The sequence below is a fragment of the Flavobacterium adiutor genome (genome assembly GCF_048282555.1).
Classification (GTDB): domain Bacteria; phylum Bacteroidota; class Bacteroidia; order Flavobacteriales; family Flavobacteriaceae; genus Flavobacterium.
Genome location: NZ_CP182487.1, coordinates 272809 through 291571 on the forward strand (window position 1 = coordinate 272809; position 18763 = coordinate 291571).

General features: G+C 36.8%; 11 protein-coding genes and 1 pseudogene. 6 read left to right on the forward strand and 6 right to left on the reverse strand.

Annotated features, from left to right (window positions below):
* Positions 1-6: 6 nt before the first annotated feature.
* Both ACNC7R_RS01090 and ACNC7R_RS01095 read right to left on the reverse strand, forming a co-directional pair.
* Positions 7-1500, reverse strand: a complete 1494-nt coding sequence (locus tag ACNC7R_RS01090) for a hypothetical protein (RefSeq protein ID WP_417939151.1) — start codon at positions 1498-1500, stop codon at positions 7-9.
* A gap of 325 nt (positions 1501-1825) precedes the next feature.
* Entirely contained in the window at positions 1826-5881 is a 4056-nt protein-coding gene (locus ACNC7R_RS01095; RefSeq protein WP_417939152.1) for a choice-of-anchor L domain-containing protein, read from the reverse strand.
* A gap of 178 nt (positions 5882-6059) precedes the next feature.
* Between ACNC7R_RS01095 and ACNC7R_RS01100 the strand changes: the two genes are divergently transcribed.
* The 3 genes and pseudogenes from ACNC7R_RS01100 to ACNC7R_RS01110 all read left to right on the forward strand — a co-directional run.
* Complete coding sequence (locus ACNC7R_RS01100; RefSeq protein ID WP_417939153.1) at positions 6060-6992, forward strand: 1-phosphofructokinase family hexose kinase; 933 nt, start codon at positions 6060-6062, stop codon at positions 6990-6992.
* A 96-nt stretch (positions 6993-7088) separates the two neighbouring features.
* Positions 7089-7568 carry a DinB family protein gene (locus ACNC7R_RS01105; protein ID WP_417939154.1) on the forward strand — a complete coding sequence of 160 codons (480 nt, stop codon included), beginning with the start codon at positions 7089-7091 and terminating at the stop codon, positions 7566-7568.
* 223 nt (positions 7569-7791) lie between these two features.
* Positions 7792-7902 (forward strand): annotated as a pseudogene (locus tag ACNC7R_RS01110) (damage-inducible protein DinB); the annotation flags it as partial.
* A 43-nt stretch (positions 7903-7945) separates the two neighbouring features.
* On the opposite strand, the gene ACNC7R_RS01115 reads toward ACNC7R_RS01110, so the two are convergent.
* The 4 genes from ACNC7R_RS01115 to ACNC7R_RS01130 all read right to left on the reverse strand — a co-directional run bounded on the left by ACNC7R_RS01115 (position 7946) and on the right by ACNC7R_RS01130 (position 12540).
* Positions 7946-8902, reverse strand: a complete 957-nt coding sequence (locus ACNC7R_RS01115; RefSeq protein ID WP_417939155.1) for a helix-turn-helix transcriptional regulator — start codon at positions 8900-8902, stop codon at positions 7946-7948.
* 202 nt (positions 8903-9104) lie between these two features.
* Positions 9105-10901, reverse strand: coding sequence for a translation elongation factor 4 (lepA, locus tag ACNC7R_RS01120; RefSeq protein WP_417939156.1), 1797 nt, complete (start codon positions 10899-10901; stop codon positions 9105-9107).
* 163 nt (positions 10902-11064) lie between these two features.
* Positions 11065-11802 carry an NUDIX hydrolase gene (locus ACNC7R_RS01125; protein WP_417939157.1) on the reverse strand — a complete coding sequence of 246 codons (738 nt, stop codon included), beginning with the start codon at positions 11800-11802 and terminating at the stop codon, positions 11065-11067.
* A gap of 21 nt (positions 11803-11823) precedes the next feature.
* Complete coding sequence (locus ACNC7R_RS01130) at positions 11824-12540, reverse strand: NUDIX hydrolase (protein ID WP_417939158.1); 717 nt, start codon at positions 12538-12540, stop codon at positions 11824-11826.
* A 591-nt stretch (positions 12541-13131) separates the two neighbouring features.
* Here ACNC7R_RS01130 and ACNC7R_RS01135 point away from each other — a divergent pair.
* From ACNC7R_RS01135 to ACNC7R_RS01145, 3 genes are read left to right on the forward strand one after another with little or no spacing between them, the layout of a single operon-like run.
* Positions 13132-16245 carry a SusC/RagA family TonB-linked outer membrane protein gene (locus tag ACNC7R_RS01135; RefSeq protein ID WP_417939159.1) on the forward strand — a complete coding sequence of 1038 codons (3114 nt, stop codon included), beginning with the start codon at positions 13132-13134 and terminating at the stop codon, positions 16243-16245.
* Between the two features lie 12 nt (positions 16246-16257).
* Positions 16258-17862 carry a RagB/SusD family nutrient uptake outer membrane protein gene (locus ACNC7R_RS01140; RefSeq protein WP_417939160.1) on the forward strand — a complete coding sequence of 535 codons (1605 nt, stop codon included), beginning with the start codon at positions 16258-16260 and terminating at the stop codon, positions 17860-17862.
* A gap of 19 nt (positions 17863-17881) precedes the next feature.
* Positions 17882-18736 carry a hypothetical protein gene (locus tag ACNC7R_RS01145; protein WP_417939161.1) on the forward strand — a complete coding sequence of 285 codons (855 nt, stop codon included), beginning with the start codon at positions 17882-17884 and terminating at the stop codon, positions 18734-18736.
* Positions 18737-18763: the final 27 nt, after the last annotated feature.

The window sequence follows — 18763 nt, forward strand, 5'->3', positions numbered from 1 at the left end:
TATCTCTTAGTTACAAGGTTTTCCAATTGTTGTTTGACCGTTTACAGTAGTGTTAACTCTACTCTCGGCCTCATACCTTCCTTTTATTCGAAGATAATCTGCACTCCCTACAGGGAATTTCTCTGCAAATACAGGAGCCTCCTGCAAACCTCCCCATGCCAAATCCGTATATGCTTGTAATGGTTCCTGATTAGCAGGAACAGGTATTCCTGTCTGAAATTCTTGTAAAGCTGCTCCAATTGTTTTTACATATTTTTCTGCCATTTCATTGTGATGAGCATTGGCTGATTGACTACCTGTTGGAGGGTAATTTTTATCACAATAAGCTTGGTACAAGTAAGGGAAATCATTTAAAACATTCGGATTATTGGTAATAGTCTGCTGGTCAATTAAACTAAAAAAATAGCAATGTGCTATTTCGTGCAATATATTCGATGCCCTAAAAAGAGCAGTAGCACTGGTGTAATCTGAACTTATAAAAAGATTATAATTATTGGTACTACCATTTACTTTACGAGACTGTGCAGGTCTTGAAATTTTAGAATCAGATTTCATATTAATGGTAATTGTTTCGCTGACACCTAAATCTTTTAAAATTTGTGTAATATCAGCACTGCCGTTTTTCAATTCTTCAAGGACAGCCTTTGGACAAGGGTCAAGACTATCCTTTATCCTGTCTTCAATAAGGCTGGCTACAGAAACACATTTCCCTAATTTTTTAATATATCCTTTACCACAATTCTCAGTATTACTACTATTATTTCCGTTATTACTTCCCCCGCCGCCGCCATAGGTTACAAAAGAATTAGTAGAATTACCGTTATATGCACTTCCGCCTCCACTAAAAGATAAATTCTCATACCCGCTATTTCCGCTTCCATTACTATTACTGTTATTGTTGGTAATAATTACCTCTCTAAGGGGCACTGGATCACTATCTCCCCCGCCACCACAATTACCTTCTAAATCAAAACAAGGAGGGGTAAGATTTTGCATTTTACCTGTTGTTTTAGACTTTATTGTTATACCTCCACTCTGAACAACCTGATTGTTTTTAAATTCAGCAGCTCTTAATAAACCCGTTTTTAAATCCCAGGTACTTATAAAACCGCTAAAGTCTTTACCTTCAATTGATTGTTGTGCAAGAGATGCATTCTTATCAGGGTATATTTCAAATATTAAAGCTTTGTAATTATTTGTTCCCTGATTGTATATATATAATTTTTGCTCCCAAATTTCTGACTGGCTCTTTTTTAATCCAATAACAGGTACAATAATGGTCTGATTTCCATCTTCTAAAGATATTAATTTTGCGGAGTTCCAATTGTATTCTAAGTTTTGGAACAGATAAAAATTTGGGCTTTCAGCTTCGTATTTTTTAAACCAAGTTTGAGCCTCTAAAGTTTGATTCGATACAGTTTCTTCAGTACTACATGAGTAGATTAAAAAAACTAATAACATATAGGAATAATTTAAAATTTTGAGGGTGTTTTTTTTCATTTCTGTCATAATTTTAGGAATTGCAATGTAAGAAATTACTTTTAATGTTGTTTGGTTTTTTTCAAAAAGAAAAGATATCCTGATTTAGTGATTTCATTTTCGAACTTATCAAAAAGGGTAAAAGAAAAGCCATCAATTAATAGGGAGAGAAGTTAGGGAAGACTCAAGTACACTCTGAAAGAAGTTATACGCAAAACTGTTCCAAAAATTTAGAGCAACACATTTAAAGAATCAACGAATCCAACGATGATAGCTTAACTGTTTTCGAGTGACGAGTATTAGGGAAGTTATAGGATTTAGAAGGCTGGTTATACAACAGACTAAATTATCGTTTCATGCTAAAATGTGCCCTGAAAACCTGAGGTGTTCCGTTTAGAGTATAAAAAACCTGAAACCAATAATCGGTAGAAGGAAGCGGGTCGCCATTGTAGTTGCCATCCCAGTCGGCTCCGGAAGGTTTGATCTGTTTAATGGTTTTTCCGTACCGGTCGAAGATATTGATATAGGCATCGGGCTGGTAAGCGAGATCGGGAATGTTCCAGGTGTCATTGTAGCCGTCGTTGTTGGGAGTGAAAAATTTAGGGTATTTGAGTACATTGATAATGAGAATCTGATCGTCGCAGTTTCCTTTGACATCTCGTACAGTAATAACATGCTCTCCGGAAGCTACATCATAAAAGACATTGCTGGTTTGAAAACTGCCGTCATCGAGCTGGTATTCATAGTTTCCAAAACCATTGTGGAGTGTTACGGTAACATCAGTATTTTCGCGAAATGATTCGGTCATGTTTACCGATGCCACTGCGGGACTTGATTTTTCGACAACAACTGTAGCCGGATTGTAACCGCAATCATTACCAACATCGGGTGTTTTTTTGTTGATTTGAAGGGTATAAGTTCCTTCTTTGACAGCAATGTAATTTGGGCCAGAACCTACTTTATTGCCGGCTAAATACCAGTCGACCGTATAGATGGCCGGATTAAGACCTGACCTTAATTCTGCCGTACGAAGCGTAGTTCCGGTTTGAAAGTCAACGCAGATTATTTCGTTTTGTAAGGCCAGTTTTTTCAAAGCATACACTGTAATATAAAAATCGTCCTGAGCAGTACAATTAGGGTTTGTTGGTGCCGTAGCATAAATATACATTTGCTGGCTGGCGGTTACTTGCTGTCCGGATGTATAACGTGTTCCGGTTGCATTGGGTCCGCTGTAATAATTCCCAACGGATAAAGGTGGTAATGTATAGCTTCCGCAAATGGCAACATCAGGAATGCTTGTGAGCACAGGAGTTGCTGAAATGCTGACTAAAAAGTTCTTTTCGCTTGTGCAGGTCAAACGGTTTCCGGAAACGGCATAAACATATATTCTTTGGGATGTTGTTAAAATGGTTCCTGCCGGAATAACTGTGCCTTTTCCTCCCGATTGTGTGTAATAATTTCCTAATTGTAACGGAGGCAGGGTATAGCTGTCGCAGGCATTGATGTCGGTAAAAGTGCCAACATCGATTCCGTTATAATTTACCCTGAAAAAAGTTTCATTACTGCAGCTTGTAAAATCGGTCAATTCATTATAAATGTAAATCGTCTGTGTGGTGTTGATGAGCGTGCCTTCGGGGATCTGGGTTCCCTGGCCATGCGGACCTCCGGTTGCGGTGTAGTATTTTCCGTTTTTCAATACAGGAAGTTTAAAAGCGGTACAGGTAACCACATCTGTAAAACTATCCACCAATGGACGTTTCCTGATTTCAACCACAAAACTATGTTCATTGGTACAATCTGAGTTTGTGGCATAAACATAAATGGTCTGTGTTGCGGTGATGACATCCCCGGCTTTTAAGGCTGTTCCTCCGCCGTTGGTTTTGGTATAGTATTTTCCGTTTACCAAAGGGGGCAGTACATACCGCTCACATTCCAGTCTATTGGCAGGTGTGTCTACCAATGGCAGTGTTTTTATGGTGATTTCGTATTTTAAGTTATCGGTACAATTAGGAGAAGTTGTAGTGTTGGCATAATAATACACGGTTTGTGAAGTGGTAATTTTGGTTCCGGCCGCAATATTTTGACCCTGTCCTGCCGGTGCGGTATAATAACCGCCTATTGCTACAGGTGGTAAAATGTAATTTCCGCATCTTGTAATTGGAACAAAGGCAGAAGATTTTATAATATCTATTTTAAAGGAATGTTGATTGGTACATCTTCCGTCGTTTGCAAAAACAAATATCGTTTGACTGGATGTTATATTGGTTCCGGCATTTAAACGAGTTCCTTTGCCTCCTGATGCGGTATAGTAATTTCCATTTGCGAGAGCAGGAAGCGTATAGGAGTTACAGGTCACCACATTGTCTGGTTTGTCTACTACTGGCAGGGGATAAACCACAAATGATAAAGTTTCATCACGACAAACTGTTCCATTGATTCTGGCATAATAATAAATAGTCTGATTTGTGGTATAAATTGTTCCCGCCGGAATAGCATTTCCCTGTCCTCCAGAAGCAGTAAAAAATCCACCTGCCCCTACACGCGGAACCGTATATTGACCGCAGGCTTCTTTTTTAAAACTAAGTTCGTATATCAGGAGTACATTGAAAGAGGTTTCATTGGTACAACCGTTGGCTGCAGATCTGCTGAAAATGTAGTAAACACCGCTTTTGGTAATAATATCGCCGGCATTCAGTTTAGTGCCTGTTCCATCAGATCCCGTATAATATTCCCCGGCTGTAATTGGTGGTAAAGTGTAGCTGCTACAGGCTACTGCATCCGGAATGTCATCTACTATCGGAAGAGAAAAAATGTTTATGTTAAAACTCACAGTAGCAAAACAAACTGAACTAGAAATGTTTTCAACCCGCACCCAGATAGTTTGCGGTGTTTGCGCTGTGGAAGTGTTGAAAGCCTTTGGATCAGGTATATTATTCGTGCCACTGTTTGCGGCTGTCTGGCTAGTGTAATATCTGATTTTGTAATCCGAAGGGTTCTGCCCGTTTAGTATGGCGCTTTCCTGAGTGGTTAAATCTACAATAACTCTTCCGGAAATGTTGTTGCAAACGCTAATGTCAGCAGGTTTTACAATGTTGATAGCGGGAGTTACCAGCAAATTGAAAGAGATTACGTTGTTACAGAAAAAGTTATTGTTGTTTACCGGTACGGCTTTTATATAAATAGTCTGGTTTCCGGAACTTGTAAAAGAGCTTAATTGGTTTTGTGGTATTGCCGGACCGTTTGCATTGGTCGCTGCTAAAGAATCAAAATAATAAATGGCATATTTAGCAGGGTCAATTCCTAAAGCAGTTACATTATTCTGGGTTAAATTATATTGGTAGATGCCATTTGTATTGTAGCAGGCAATCAAATCTTTGGGAGATTTAATGACTAAATCTTTAATCACTACTTCATCTTTGATTATACAGCCTGAAAGTGTTGCTGTAAGTCCGTATCTTCCGGCTCTGTTAAGTGTGAGTGAGCTGCTTGTTTCGCCAGGAATTACTGATCCGTCTAGTGTCCACACATAATCATAATTTCCCGCAAGCCCGGATTGTAGTGTGACACTTTCTCCTTCACAGATAATCCTGTCGGGACCTAAATCCATTGTGGTTATAAAACTGCCTCCTTTTATAAAAACTGCTGAGTCATACTTGCTGTCGTTATAATCGCCAATGGCCAGTTTGATGCTGTATGTCCGATTTGGAATTACAGATGAAGACGCTTTCAAAATCTTAGTTTCTCCTCTCATATTGATGGCCGAAGTTCCAGAATTGGTTACATTATAACGGTCAAATAAATTGGCATTGGCAGACAAACAGGAAGAATTGTACTGCTGATGCCGAATATTTTTAACAGAAACAGGTGTTGATGTTCCCGGAACAACTGCAAGGTTTTTAGAAATTCCTGTCGTTAAATCGGTCAGAATAAAGGCAAAAACATCACTAAAACCACACTGAAATTCGCCATATTCATTGGAAGCAAAAAGAAAATCAAAACTAAAATTACTCGATAAAGGGGTAAAATCAAACTGAAGATAACTCACATCGGTAACAGGAACAATTTGACCATTCTCATTGCTTATATTCTGTAAATCGCTATCATTGTTATTATTCAACTGGCTACTTTCCTTGACCCCGGTATAAGATCCTTCAGTATGTTTGGCAATCCCATTCCGAATAATAATTCCGTGTGTAATGGGAAAATTAGGATTGGTATTGGTAAATTTTCCAATCCCCAGCCGTGATGAAAATTTGAAATTGCTTTCACTGGCACAGGCATTCTGCATCAACTCTTGCCTAACCAGTTCAGGTATAGTCAGACTTGTAGTATCGACTATAATTCCTTGTGACGAAGATAAAGCCGAATAAAATAGTAAAACCAGAAGCAGAGCAGATTTCATTAATTCATATTTTATGAGTTGATTTACTTAAAGTTACGAAATTATTTTTTTTAAAATAATGATTTTCAATATTTTATGATTTGTGTTTGTGTTTCGAAAAAAATGAGCTTTACAGTCTTTAATTTGTTAAATTGCATAGAAGTTTAGTTCAAACCATGTACTCTAAATACTCTAAAAAATGAAAGCATTTGATATAGTAACCCTCACAGTAAATCCTTCCGTAGATAAAAGCACCCATTTCTCAGGTTTGATTCCTGAACAGAAAATAAGATGTAAAGAGCCTCAGTTTGATGCGGGTGGTGGCGGAATAAACGTTTCTAAAGCGATTTCCCGTCTTCGCGGAAGTTCATTAGCAATTTTCACATCTGGAGGTCCAGTTGGCGTAATGTTAAAAGAATTGATCACAAAAGAAAAGATAGATTTTGAAGTAATAGAAACCGAAACTCCTACAAGAGAAAATTTTATTGCGGTAGATGACAATACCAATTCGCAATATCGATTTGGTTTTTCAGGAGGAACTTTATCGGATTTGGAAAGCCAAAAAGTATTGCAAACAATTTCGAATCTAAAACCAGAATTTTTGGTAGCAAGCGGCAGTTTAAATGAAGGGCTGTCTTCAGATTTTTATCAGAGAGTGGCTGAAATTGCGAAATCATCAAATTCAAAATTGATAGTCGATACTTCTGGGGAAGCATTAAAGAAAGTATTAGAAACCGGTGCTTATCTGATTAAGCCTAATGTTGGTGAATTGGCAAAACTGGTTGGGGTTGAACGTTTGGAAACCGAAGAAGTTGACGAAGCTGCCAAAGAAATCATCGCTAAAGGAGGTGCAGAAATTGTAGTGGTTTCACTGGGACCTCAAGGAGCTGTTCTGGTAACTAAAGATCAATGCGAATTTGTTCCTGCACCCAATGTAGTGAAAAAAAGTACTGTAGGAGCCGGTGACAGTATGGTGGGCGGAATGGTCTGGGCACTTTCTCAAAACAAAAATCTCAAAGAAGTAATTCGTTGGGGAGTGGCCTGCGGATCTGCTGCAACAATGAATGAAGGCACACAGTTATTCAAATTTGAAGATGTTAACCGTTTGTTTGAATGGCTAAAAAACAAATGAGTATAAAATAATTGATTTTTTATTTTTCCTACTGACAAACTGTTGTCACCAGCCCTTCATAATTTTGAAGTATCAACAAATTAAAACTTTAAAATTATGAAAACATTAGAAGCGCAAGTAATTACTTCAGAAGATTTATTGAAACACTGGCAGGGCCACAGAGCACTAACACGTCGTTTAATCGAGATTTTTCCTGAAAAGGATTTCTTCGAATTTTCAATAGGCGGAATGCGTCCATTTGCAAAATTAGTCGATGAACTTCTGGCAATTGCTGCTCCGGGACTTAAAGCAATTGTAAACCGCGATAGCCAGCCTTATACTGAAGGAGAGGAGAAATTGATTTTTAAAGCGCAATATCTTGAAAAATGGGATGAAGCTACAGCGGAAATCAATAAATACTGGGAGCAGTTATCTGTAGAAGATTTCAACGAGACTTTTAAACTTTTCGGACAGTATGAATTTCCGATTATTCAGAATATCTTATACTTTATAGACAATGAGATCCATCACCGCGGTCAGGCTTATGTGTATTTAAGAGCTTTAAATATAGAGCCGCCATTTTTTTGGGAAAGATAATCAGATGAAATTTTCATTGTAACTTTATTTAATAACCTGAGTTCGATTAATACAGCATAACACTTATTTACAAATAAATTATGTCTGTTAATGTTCCTGCAATGTCTTTTTCGAGACCTTGCAGGTATCTTAGCACCAGCATTCATACCTACAAGGTTGAAAAAAACTTGCAGGATATTCAATAAATAACAAATTATCGAATAATCGGACTCAGGTTAATAATCACGCCACTTATCACAGAGGTCAGATTGTAACAATGGGTCGGAATATCGGAATTACAGATGCCTCAAATACCGATTATAATTTTTATAATGTTGTAAAACAGCAGCATTAAAAATCAAAAACCTCTAATGCAACTTAGTTTCTTTAGAATTTTTTTATAAAAGTCTCTGTTTGTTGATTTCTAACAGTTCTAAAGTTCTTGTTTTAAGACTTTCGGGCTCAAGAATTGTAGCGTAATCTCCAAACATCAAAAACCATCGGGGAAAACCATTATCGATATCACGGCACATAAAAGTCATTTCGATTTGTCCGTCAACTTCTTTTTCTGAAATGAAACCATGATATTTTCGTTCTGTAGATAAATACCGTACGATCTTTTTATCCACTAAAATTCGGACTTTTGTGGTAGGGCAGGTTTCTGTTTTAGTCAGATAGGTTTCCAGAGAATCGTGTTCTATGGTAAAATCAAATTCTGTTTTTTTAATGCCCTGAATCCGGTCAGTTCTAAACTGTCGATAATCTTTTCGTAAATGACAGTAGCCAAGGAAATACCAGTTGTTATTGTCGTGAAAAACGCCAACGGGTTCTAAATTCCGCTGCGTAGTTTCCTCCTTTGAAAACGTTTTGTAAGTCAGCAGTATCTGCTTTTTCTCGGCAATTCCTTCAAAAAGAACCGCTAAAGTATTGGGCGAATTGTCGTTAAACAGCGGTTCAGCAGTCTGCATCATTACCCTCGATTCAATATTCGAAAGATAATCTTTATCGGTACTTCTCAAAACCGATTTCAGTTTATACATCGCTGATGCATAATGATTTCCAAGAGTCGGATCAGTAAACTTCTGCATCAGTTTTTCGGCAGCGATAAAGCTGCTGACTTCTTCACGCGTAAACATCACCGGAGGCAATCGGTAGCCTTCCATCAAAGCGTAACCAACACCAGCTTCACTGTAAATAGGAACTCCCGAAGCTTCAAGAGTTCTGATGTCCCGGTAAATGGTTCTCAAACTACACTCAAAACGATCCGCCAGTTCCTGCGCTTTTACAATTTTCTTGGATTGCAATTGAATCAGGATGGCGACAATCCGGTCAAATCGTTTTGGGGTTTCGTCCATTTTTTTGAAGTTTCTAAGTTTCTGAGGTACTAAGATACTAAGGTTTTTCTAATTTTTGTAAGTGCCGGAAATGTCTGTAGAGGCGCACAGGAGTGGGGCACTACGTATAACAACATTAGAAAACATAACAAAAAACCCAACAACTTTTACGTCATTGGGTTTAAATCTAATTACTAATGACTAGGAACTAAGGACTTAAATTTTAGTCATTAAGCTTCAAAACAGCCATAAACGCCTCTTGCGGAATCTCAACGTTTCCAACCTGTCTCATACGTTTTTTACCTTTTTTCTGTTTCTCCAAAAGTTTACGCTTACGCGAAATATCTCCACCGTAACATTTTGCGGTAACGTCTTTACGAAGCGCTTTGATGGTTTCACGAGCAATGATTTTAGCACCAATTGAAGCCTGAATCGGAATTTCAAATTGCTGACGTGGGATTAATTCACGCAATTTTTCACACATTTTCTTACCAATAGTATAGGCATTATCAGCGTGAATTAAGGCAGAAAGCGCATCTAATTGATTCGCATTTAGCAAAATATCCATTTTAACCAATTTTGATTCTCTCATTCCAATTGGAGAATAATCAAAAGAGGCATATCCCTTTGAAACTGTTTTTAATCTATCATAGAAATCAAATACAATTTCCGCCAATGGCATATCAAAATTCAATTCAACACGTTCTGTTGTTAAATACGTCTGATTGGTAATTTGTCCACGTTTTTCAATACACAAACTCATGACATTCCCCACAAAATCAACTTTGGTAATAATGGTTGCTTTGATGTAAGGTTCTTCTACCCGGTCTAATTTTGTTGCCTCAGGCAAGTCGCTCGGATTGTTTACGATAATCGGTGTATCTGGTTCTTTTTTAGTATAAGCCAAATACGAAACGTTTGGAACAGTAGTAATTACGGTCATATTAAACTCACGCTCTAAACGTTCCTGGATAATTTCCATGTGTAACATTCCTAAGAATCCGCAACGGAAACCAAAACCTAATGCAGCCGAGCTTTCTGCAGAGAATACTAGCGAAGCGTCATTTAACTGTAGTTTTTCCATTGATGCACGTAAATCTTCAAAATCTTCCGTGTCAACAGGGTAAATTCCGGCGAAAACCATTGGTTTTACATCCTCAAAACCTGTAATCATATTGGTAGTCGGGGCTTTGGCATCTGTAATCGTGTCACCCACTTTTACCTCTTTTGCTTCTTTAATACCCGAAATTAAATACCCAACATCTCCTGTCGAAATCACATTTTTCGGAACCTGATTCAGTTTCAAAGTACCTACTTCATCGGCAAAATACTCATTGCCTGTAGCCATGAACTTAATTTTTTGTCCTTTTCTGATCTCGCCGTTTACAACTCTAAAGATTACTTCAATTCCGCGAAACGGATTATAATGCGAGTCAAAAATCAACGCTTGTAAAGGCTCTTCCGGATTTCCTTTTGGAGCCGGAATTTTTTCAATAATGGCAGCCAAAATATTTTCAACACCAAAACCAGTTTTTCCCGAAGCATGAATAATATCTTCTAGTTTACATCCTAATAAATCGATAATATCGTCGCTAACTTCTTCCGGATTAGCACTTGGCAAATCGACTTTATTTAAAACCGGAATAATTTCCAGGTCATTTTCTAAAGCCAGGTATAAGTTTGAAATCGTTTGTGCCTGAATACTTTGCGCAGCATCCACAATCAAAAGTGCCCCTTCGCAGGCAGCGATAGATCGTGAAACTTCGTATGAAAAGTCAACGTGACCGGGAGTGTCAATTAAATTTAAAATATATTCTTCTCCTTTGTAAGTGTACTCCATCTGGATGGCATGACTTTTAATGGTGATTCCGCGCTCACGTTCCAGATCCATGTTGTCAAGCAATTGTGCTTTTTCTTCACGTGCTGTAACGGTTTGTGTAGCGCCCAGTAATCGGTCTGCCAGTGTACTTTTACCGTGGTCAATGTGTGCAATAATGCAAAAGTTACGTATCTTCTTCATTTTATATTCAATTCTCTAAACGAGTTTTTTAGTAAATTTTGGGTATGAATCTGCCCTGCTGTAAATACTTTAGAGCGTGTTATTAAGGCGCAAATATAGCGCAAAGTTTTGGATTCTGGAATGTAGTTGCCGGATAGTTAGTTTTTGAAAACCAATTTCAGTCTTAAAATTCAAAATTGAACCCTTTTTCAGTCAGTTTTTTGTAAATTTCCGAATCAAATTTGTACAATTTTGCGGCTCTGTGGGACACGTCCTGTTGTTTTTCATCTAAAGCGACAAGCAATTTCATATGCAGAATTTTTCTTCGAAAATTAGATTTGTCGAGTTCGATTCCCAATATTTCTTCATAGAGGTGCATGAGTTGTAATAGAGTAAATTTTTCAGGCAAAAGATTGAATCCGATTGGAGCCTGACGTACTCTGTTACGAAGTTGCATTAAGCTGAATTGCATGATTTCCTTATGGTCAAAAATAAGATCTGGTAGTTCATTAATTTTGTGCCAGGTGGCTTCCATCAGGGTGAGTCCGGCTTTTACATTATAATCTTCGCGATTCACCAATGTATAATAACCAATGGTTACAACCCTCCTTCCAGGTACACGATTAGGATTTGTAAAGGCTTTTAGCTGTTCCAGATAGATGTTGTCCAGACTCGTTAATTCATATAAAATTCTTTGCGCTGCGTCATCAGAACTCTCCTCTTTTTTGAGCCATCCTCCAAGAAGTCCCCATTTTCCAATACTTTCTCCTTCGGCATGATGTGCCAGAAGAACTTCAAGGTTTCCTTTATTGAATCCAAATATAACACAGTCGATGGTGATTCCGTCAATTACCGGATTTTGAATTTCAGAGGGCTCTCCAACATAAGTTCTGGAAGTTTTTTTAGAGTGTAAAAATGCCATTTTTGCTTTTATAAGGCTGGTTTAAAATTCAAAATTAAATCCTTTTTCAGTAAGTTTTGTATAAATTTCTGAATCGAATTTGTATAATTTGGCTGCTCTGTGTGAAACATCCTGTTGTTTTTCATCGAGAGCCACCAGTAATTTCATGTGAAGAATTTTTCGCCTGAAATTAGATTTATCCATTTCGATTCCTAATATTTCCTCATATAAATGCATCAATTGCAGCAGAGTGAATTTTTCCGGCAAAAGGTTAAATCCAATTGGTGCCTGACGAACTCTTTCTCGTAGCTGTTTTAGACTATAAGCCAGTATTTCGCTATGATCATAAATCAGATCAGGAATTTGGTTAATCTTATACCACTTTGCATCCGATGCTGTAAAACCTGGTTGAATATTATAATTTTCTCTTTTTATTAAGGCGTAATACCCAATTGTGATAACACGTCTGAGAGGAAATCGGTGCGGATTTCCAAACGCTTTCAGCTGTTCCAGATAAATGTGATCTAATGCCGTAAGTTCATTCAATAACCGGTGAGCAGCATCATCTATGCTTTCTTTTTTATTAATCCATCCTCCTGGAAGTCCCCATTTACCTTTACTAATTCCTTCTCCGTGCTGAATTAAAAGAACTTCCAGGCTTCCCTGGTCAAACCCAAATATGACACAATCAATTGTAATGGCATTCATCACTGAAGAATCATTTTTTATGAAAATACCATTATTCAAATTGTCGATCATCTGTTAAAATTTTGACAAATTAAATAAATAAAAATAACACTTTACGCTTAAACAGTTATATATTTTTAAATAGAAGGTATTATTGGTTTACTATTGAAAATAATTCATTAAAATTTCAATAAATGTCTAAAATAGCTATTTTTTAAAGTTTTATAATGAATATTTTTAAATGATAGCAATTTGAAAGTGGTGATTTAAAATGATTTATGTGTAAAAATATCTCCAGTATTATTTTAAATACAAAAAAAACAAGGTAATTTTTTGTTAACATCTAAAAATTGACTACACTTGTAGTCAAATTAACCATAAGATAAATGTGTTTTGACTATAAGCTTATTTGAAACAATAGATCATATCCAAAACTTCATAGAACATATTGGGTGAAGTTCCTGATGATTCATGTTTATTTCATTAAAGTTTGCCAAAGCATATTTCATAAAAATCAGCATATAATACAGATAAGAATTTTACAAAAAGAGAAGTGTTGCAGCGATGCCAGGTAAAAACATATAACAAATATTTTAATGCGTATTAATTAGATTAAAAACAACTAACAACTAACAACAAACTTTAACAAAATTATTAATGATTATGAAAAGCAATTACTGTATTAAACCAACGATGCTCCAGTTTTATCTGATGCTGTTGCTTAGTCTATTTACGATGCAGTCGGGTTTTGCACAAGAGCAATCTCAATTTGTAAGCGGAAATGTAAAATCAGCAGACGACGGCATGGGAATTCCCGGAGCTACTGTGGGAATTGAAGGAACTAAAAGAGGAACTTCAACAGATTTTGACGGAAATTTTAAAATAGAAGCTAAAACGGGCGATATAATTTCGGTGAGTTTTTTAGGATACAAAACCCAGCGTATTACTGTAGGTAGCCAAAAAATGATAACAATTGTTTTGAAATCTGAAGCTGCAGATTTAAAAGAAGTTGTTGTTATTGGGTATGGTACACAAAAGAAAAAGGTAAATACTGCAGCAACTTCATTAGTTTCCGGAAAAGATATTCAGCAGGTGGCGACTCTTGATGTTGTAAATGCGTTACAAGGTCAGGCTGCGGGTGTAAATGTTACTTCGACTTCTGGACAGCCGGGAGCAGGAATGGCAGTAAACATTCGTGGAGTTGGAACAGCAGGAAATAATACGCCTTTGTATGTGGTTGATGGAGTTGTTGTAGATAACGGAATTGGATATCTTGATCCTTCTTCAATAGAAAGAATGGATATTTTAAAAGATGCTTCAGCAGGATCAATTTACGGCGCCAGGGCGGCAAATGGTGTTATTTTGGTGACCACAAAAAAAGGAAAAGACGGAAAAATTAATGTGGCTTTTAATTCTTATGCAGGATTTCAGCAAGTAGCTAAAAAGCTGGATTTATTAAATACACAGGAATATACTACCATCATGAATGAGGCTCGTGTAAATTCTGGTTTTACACCTTTGTATACACAAACACAAATAGATGCATTTCCAAACCATGACTGGCAGGACGATTTGTTTAAGCAAGGAGCCATAAAACAAAATCACTCACTTTCTATTAGCGGAGGAGACAAAAAATCTACAATAGCAACCGGATTATCATATTATGGACAAGAAGGTATGATTGGAGGAGCAACCAATCAGTCGCAATACGATCGTATAACTTTCAATGTAAATTCAACTTCAGAAGTAATTGAGAATTATCTGAAAATTGGAGAAAACTTTTCTTTTGCCAATATTAAAAGTTCTGGAGTTGCCGATCAGGGTATTTACAACAATGCGATCCGAAGCTTTTTGAATGCAGCACCAATAGATCCGGCTTACGATGCAAATGGAGATTTTGCTCATTCTTCGATTTCAGCAGATATTAGCAATCCGTTGGGATCATTGTATTATAATAACTTCAATGAAACAAAATCAAACCGTTATGTTGGAAACATTTTTGCAGAATTAAAACTCTTTAAAAATTTTACTTACAGAACAAGTTTTGGTGTTGATATGACAGATAGTAATTACCGATCTTTCAAACCGGTTTATTCTCTTTCTTCAAATGATAATAATACGGTTTCGAGCGTTACTCAAAATGCAACTAAATCTTTGGGCTGGATTTTTGAAAACACAGTTCAATACAAAGGAACTTTAAACGGAGTTCATAATTTTGATGTATTAGTGGGTACTTCTGCCAAAAAGAATACTTCAGATTTCATGGAAGCAACGGGTAAAAGTCTAACGTTTGATGATTTTGATCATGCCTATCTAAGTAATGCAACAGACCAGACTTCAAATACAGTGAAAGGAAATCGTGCTGATTATGTTATTCAGTCTTATTTCGGACGTTTGTTGTATGATTTCAACAACAGATATTTATTTACAGCAACTTTAAGAAGAGACGGTTCATCGAACTTTGCAGCTTCAAACAGATATGGATATTTTCCGTCAGTGTCTGTAGGTTGGAATGTTGATAGAGAGGCTTTCTTTAAAGAAAATGAAGTTTTAAATTCATTGAAAATAAGAGCCAGCTGGGGACAAAATGGAAACGATCAGATTCCTGCTTTTTCTTATATGTCAACGATTAGTTCATACAATAAAAATTATCATTTTGGAACAGGAACAGAAACTTTACAAACCGGAGCAACTCCGGACCAGCTTTCAAATCCTGATTTAAAATGGGAAACGTCAGAGCAGTTAGATCTTGGATTTGATGCTACTTTATTTAAGAACTTCACATTAACATTTGATTACTACGATAAGAAGACAAAAGATTGGCTGGTTTTAGCTTCTATTCCTGTTTATGCAGGTGCTACAGCTCCTTATATTAATGGAGGAGATATTCAGAATAAAGGATTTGAAATAGCTTTAGCCTACCATACTAAGTTTAATGAAAATTGGAATTTTGCTGTAAACGCCAACCTTTCGCATAATGAAAACAAAGTAATAAGGGTTGCTAATAGTGAAGGAATTATTCATGGAGATTCAAATCTGTTATTTCAAGGAACAGATGAGTTGAACCGTGTTGAGGTTGGGCAGCCAATAGGTTATTTCTACGGATTAAAAACAGCAGGAATTTTTCAGAATGCTGCAGAAGTTGCAGCAAGTGTACAACCTGGTGCAGCGCCTGGAGATGTCCGTTTTGTAGATTTAAATGGAGATGGAAAAATTGATGCCAATGATAAAACGAAAATTGGAGATCCAAACCCTGATTTTACTTATGGATTCAATTTTGACTTATCATACAAAGCATTCGACTTAACAGTTAATACTTATGGAGTAGCAGGAAACCAAAATGTTTACGGAATTCATGATCCAACACGTGGTTACACGAACTATACTACAGATATTTTAAACAGATGGACCACAGAAGGAAGTTCTAACAGAATTCCAAGAGTTACTTACGGTACGGACTCTAACGGGAACTATACCAAGTTTTCGGACTTGTATGTTCAAAATGCAGATTTCTTTAGAATTAAGAATGTTGCTTTTGGTTGTGATTTAGCAAAATTGACAAACAAGCTCAATTTCTTCAGCAAATTCAGATTGTATGTTGCCGCAAATAACTTATTCACCTTTACAAAATATAAAGGGATGGATCCTGAAATTGGATTCGGTAACACTGCGAGAGACAGCAACGGTAACTTGACGCAACCGTGGGCAAAGGGAATTGATGTTGGGTATTACCCACAGCCTCGTACATATATGTTGGGGCTAAATGTTAACTTTTAAATTATGGAAACGATGAAAAAATATATAAAATTATTTGTTGTCTCAAGCGTATTTGTTTTAGGAGCATGTTCAGATGATTTTCTAGATACAGAACCTTCTACAACTAAAGTAGAAGAGAATTTTTATAAAACTCCTGCCGATGCCTATTCAGGACTGGTTGCCGTTTATGATGTACTGCAGCGTGAAGCTTATGGCGGACCATTATTGATTACTGAGCAGGCTTCTGATGATTGTTTTGGAGGATATGGTATTGCCGATGCACAGACAGATATAGAATGGGATAGATTTTTATTTGTTTCGAATAAAGAAATGAATGCTGATGTATGGAAATATGCTTATCTGGGAATTTACAGAGCCAATATTTTATTAGAAAATCTTGATAAAGTAAACTGGGGATCAGACACAGCGCTAAAAACAAGATACGAGGCAGAAGCCCGTTTTTTAAGAGCGCATTTTCATTTTATGGCTGCTAAAATGTTTGGAGATATCGTACCATTAGATCATACTATTTCGTCAAGCGAATTTTTATTACCAAGACAATCGGCAGAAGTGACTTATGCTTTGATAGCTAATGATTTAAAATTTGCTTCAGATAATTTAAATAATGACAATTACTCTCAAACAGGAAATGCCAATTACGGACGTATTACAAAATGGGCCGCTGAAGCGTATTTGGCAAGAACATTTTTATTTTACACCGATTATTATAAAAAGGCAGACTTAGCTGGAGTTGTTACTAAAGCGCAAGTTGTTGCGTATATTAATGATGTGGTTGACAACAGTGGTCACGGATTAGTTGATGATTTTGCTAATCTTTGGCTGGCAGCATCTTTTGATAAATTTGCCGGAGAAGATAACACAGAAATGGTTTGGGCTGTCCGTTTTAATGGTTCAGGAAAAGGTGATTGGAACTTGAACGAAGGAAACCGTTTTCAGGTAAATATTGCTCCTCGTGGAGGCGCAATTGGTCCGTATGCTACAGGATGGGGGGGAGCAACCGTAAATCCTAAATTATATAACGCATACGAATCTGGAGATACACGTAGAGATGCTACCATCATTAATTTTAATACCGAAACATATAAAGGACAACCTTTAAACTTTGATCCTGTAGCAAGAGAACAACGTCAGTACACAGGATATGCTTGGAAAAAATATTGCCCAATTAATAACGATGCCGGAACAAGTATTGTGGAAGCCAACGGAGGAAATTTCCAAATTGATAACTACCAGGATTATGCTATTATTCGTTTCTCAGATGTTTTATTAATGGCTGCCGAATTGAATTTTGATACAAATAAAGCTTTGGCTTTGACAGATATAAACAGAGTTCGTGACAGAGCTTTTAAAGATACAAACCACAGATTGACTGTGGAGAACTTTAATAAAGCGACGATCATGAAAGAACGCCAGCTAGAATTAGCTCTGGAAGGATTACGTTATTTCGATTTAATCAGACAAGGAATGGATATAGCTAAAGCTGAGATTAATAATCCTGACGCTACTGATTCTCAATTTAATGTAACATTTAGAACAGAAACTTTAGGCTGGTTCCCATTACCACAATCACAAATAGTTCTTTCAAATGGTACTATTTCACAAAATCCAGGTTGGTAATTAACTAAAAACAAAGATTATGAAACGTTTATTATATATTTTAATAGCTGCAATAAGCCTAAGCTCATTATTATTCTCATGCGAGCCGGTAGAAGATCGCGAAAGTTTGCCAGCAATAACTTTAACACCGTCAACACTTAAGTTTTCGGTTACACAAAACACTACAAACAAAAACATAGTGATCCTAAAAAATCAAGATCCGGAAGTAATTCCGTATTGGAGATATGTAGATGCAAGTGGCAATGAATTAGGACATTCTAATAAATCGGAAGATCAAATTACATTTCCTTTTGCAGGAAAGTATACCGTTTATTTTACAGCATATACCCGAGGAGGTTCTGTAGATGCAGCACCGGTAGAAGTCAATGTGGAAGAAAATGACGAAACCTATTTTAATGATCCGAAATGGGCGATGCTTACCAATGGAGTAGCGGGTAAAACTTGGGTTTTAGACTTTATAGATCCGGTAGGCTGGGCTGGTTTAGATTATCCTGCAGCATCTGGAGACAACTGGAACTGGTTTCCGGATTATGCAAGTAACTCATGGATTATGCCAAACAAAGATTGGGGAGAAATGTATTTTGATTTAGACGGAGGTTATAATACTACCGTAAAACAAACAGCGATTAGCAGTAATGTACAGACAACTAAAAAAGGAACTTATAGTTTTGAAATCGCTAATAATAAATTAATTTTTAATGGAGGTGTTGAGATGCTGTATGGTGGAGATTATTATGCAGATTGCGCTATTTGGTACAGTGTAAAAGTAGTTGAACTTAAAGAAAATTCACTGCGTCTGGCGGTTATTCGTAATCAAAGCAGAACTGGCGAAGGCGTTTGTTTGATTGTTTTTCATTACAAACCTAAACCATAATATCGTATAAAAAAAGCAAACTACCGG

Bases quoted from the DNA above. Each gene is read 5' to 3' on its own strand.
- ACNC7R_RS01125 (WP_417939157.1), bottom strand. From the start codon at position 11,802: ATGGCATTTTTACACTCTAAAAAAACTTCCAGAACTTATGTTGGAGAG.
- lepA (WP_417939156.1), bottom strand. From the start codon at position 10,901: ATGAAGAAGATACGTAACTTTTGCATTATTGCACACATTGACCACGGT.
- ACNC7R_RS01095 (WP_417939152.1), bottom strand. From the start codon at position 5,881: ATGAAATCTGCTCTGCTTCTGGTTTTACTATTTTATTCGGCTTTATCT.
- ACNC7R_RS01115 (WP_417939155.1), bottom strand. From the start codon at position 8,902: ATGGACGAAACCCCAAAACGATTTGACCGGATTGTCGCCATCCTGATT.
- ACNC7R_RS01135 (WP_417939159.1), top strand. From the start codon at position 13,132: ATGAAAAGCAATTACTGTATTAAACCAACGATGCTCCAGTTTTATCTG.
- ACNC7R_RS01090 (WP_417939151.1), bottom strand. From the start codon at position 1,500: ATGAAAAAAAACACCCTCAAAATTTTAAATTATTCCTATATGTTATTA.
- ACNC7R_RS01145 (WP_417939161.1), top strand. From the start codon at position 17,882: ATGAAACGTTTATTATATATTTTAATAGCTGCAATAAGCCTAAGCTCA.
- ACNC7R_RS01130 (WP_417939158.1), bottom strand. From the start codon at position 12,540: ATGATCGACAATTTGAATAATGGTATTTTCATAAAAAATGATTCTTCA.
- ACNC7R_RS01105 (WP_417939154.1), top strand. From the start codon at position 7,089: ATGAAAACATTAGAAGCGCAAGTAATTACTTCAGAAGATTTATTGAAA.
- ACNC7R_RS01140 (WP_417939160.1), top strand. From the start codon at position 16,258: ATGAAAAAATATATAAAATTATTTGTTGTCTCAAGCGTATTTGTTTTA.
- ACNC7R_RS01100 (WP_417939153.1), top strand. From the start codon at position 6,060: ATGAAAGCATTTGATATAGTAACCCTCACAGTAAATCCTTCCGTAGAT.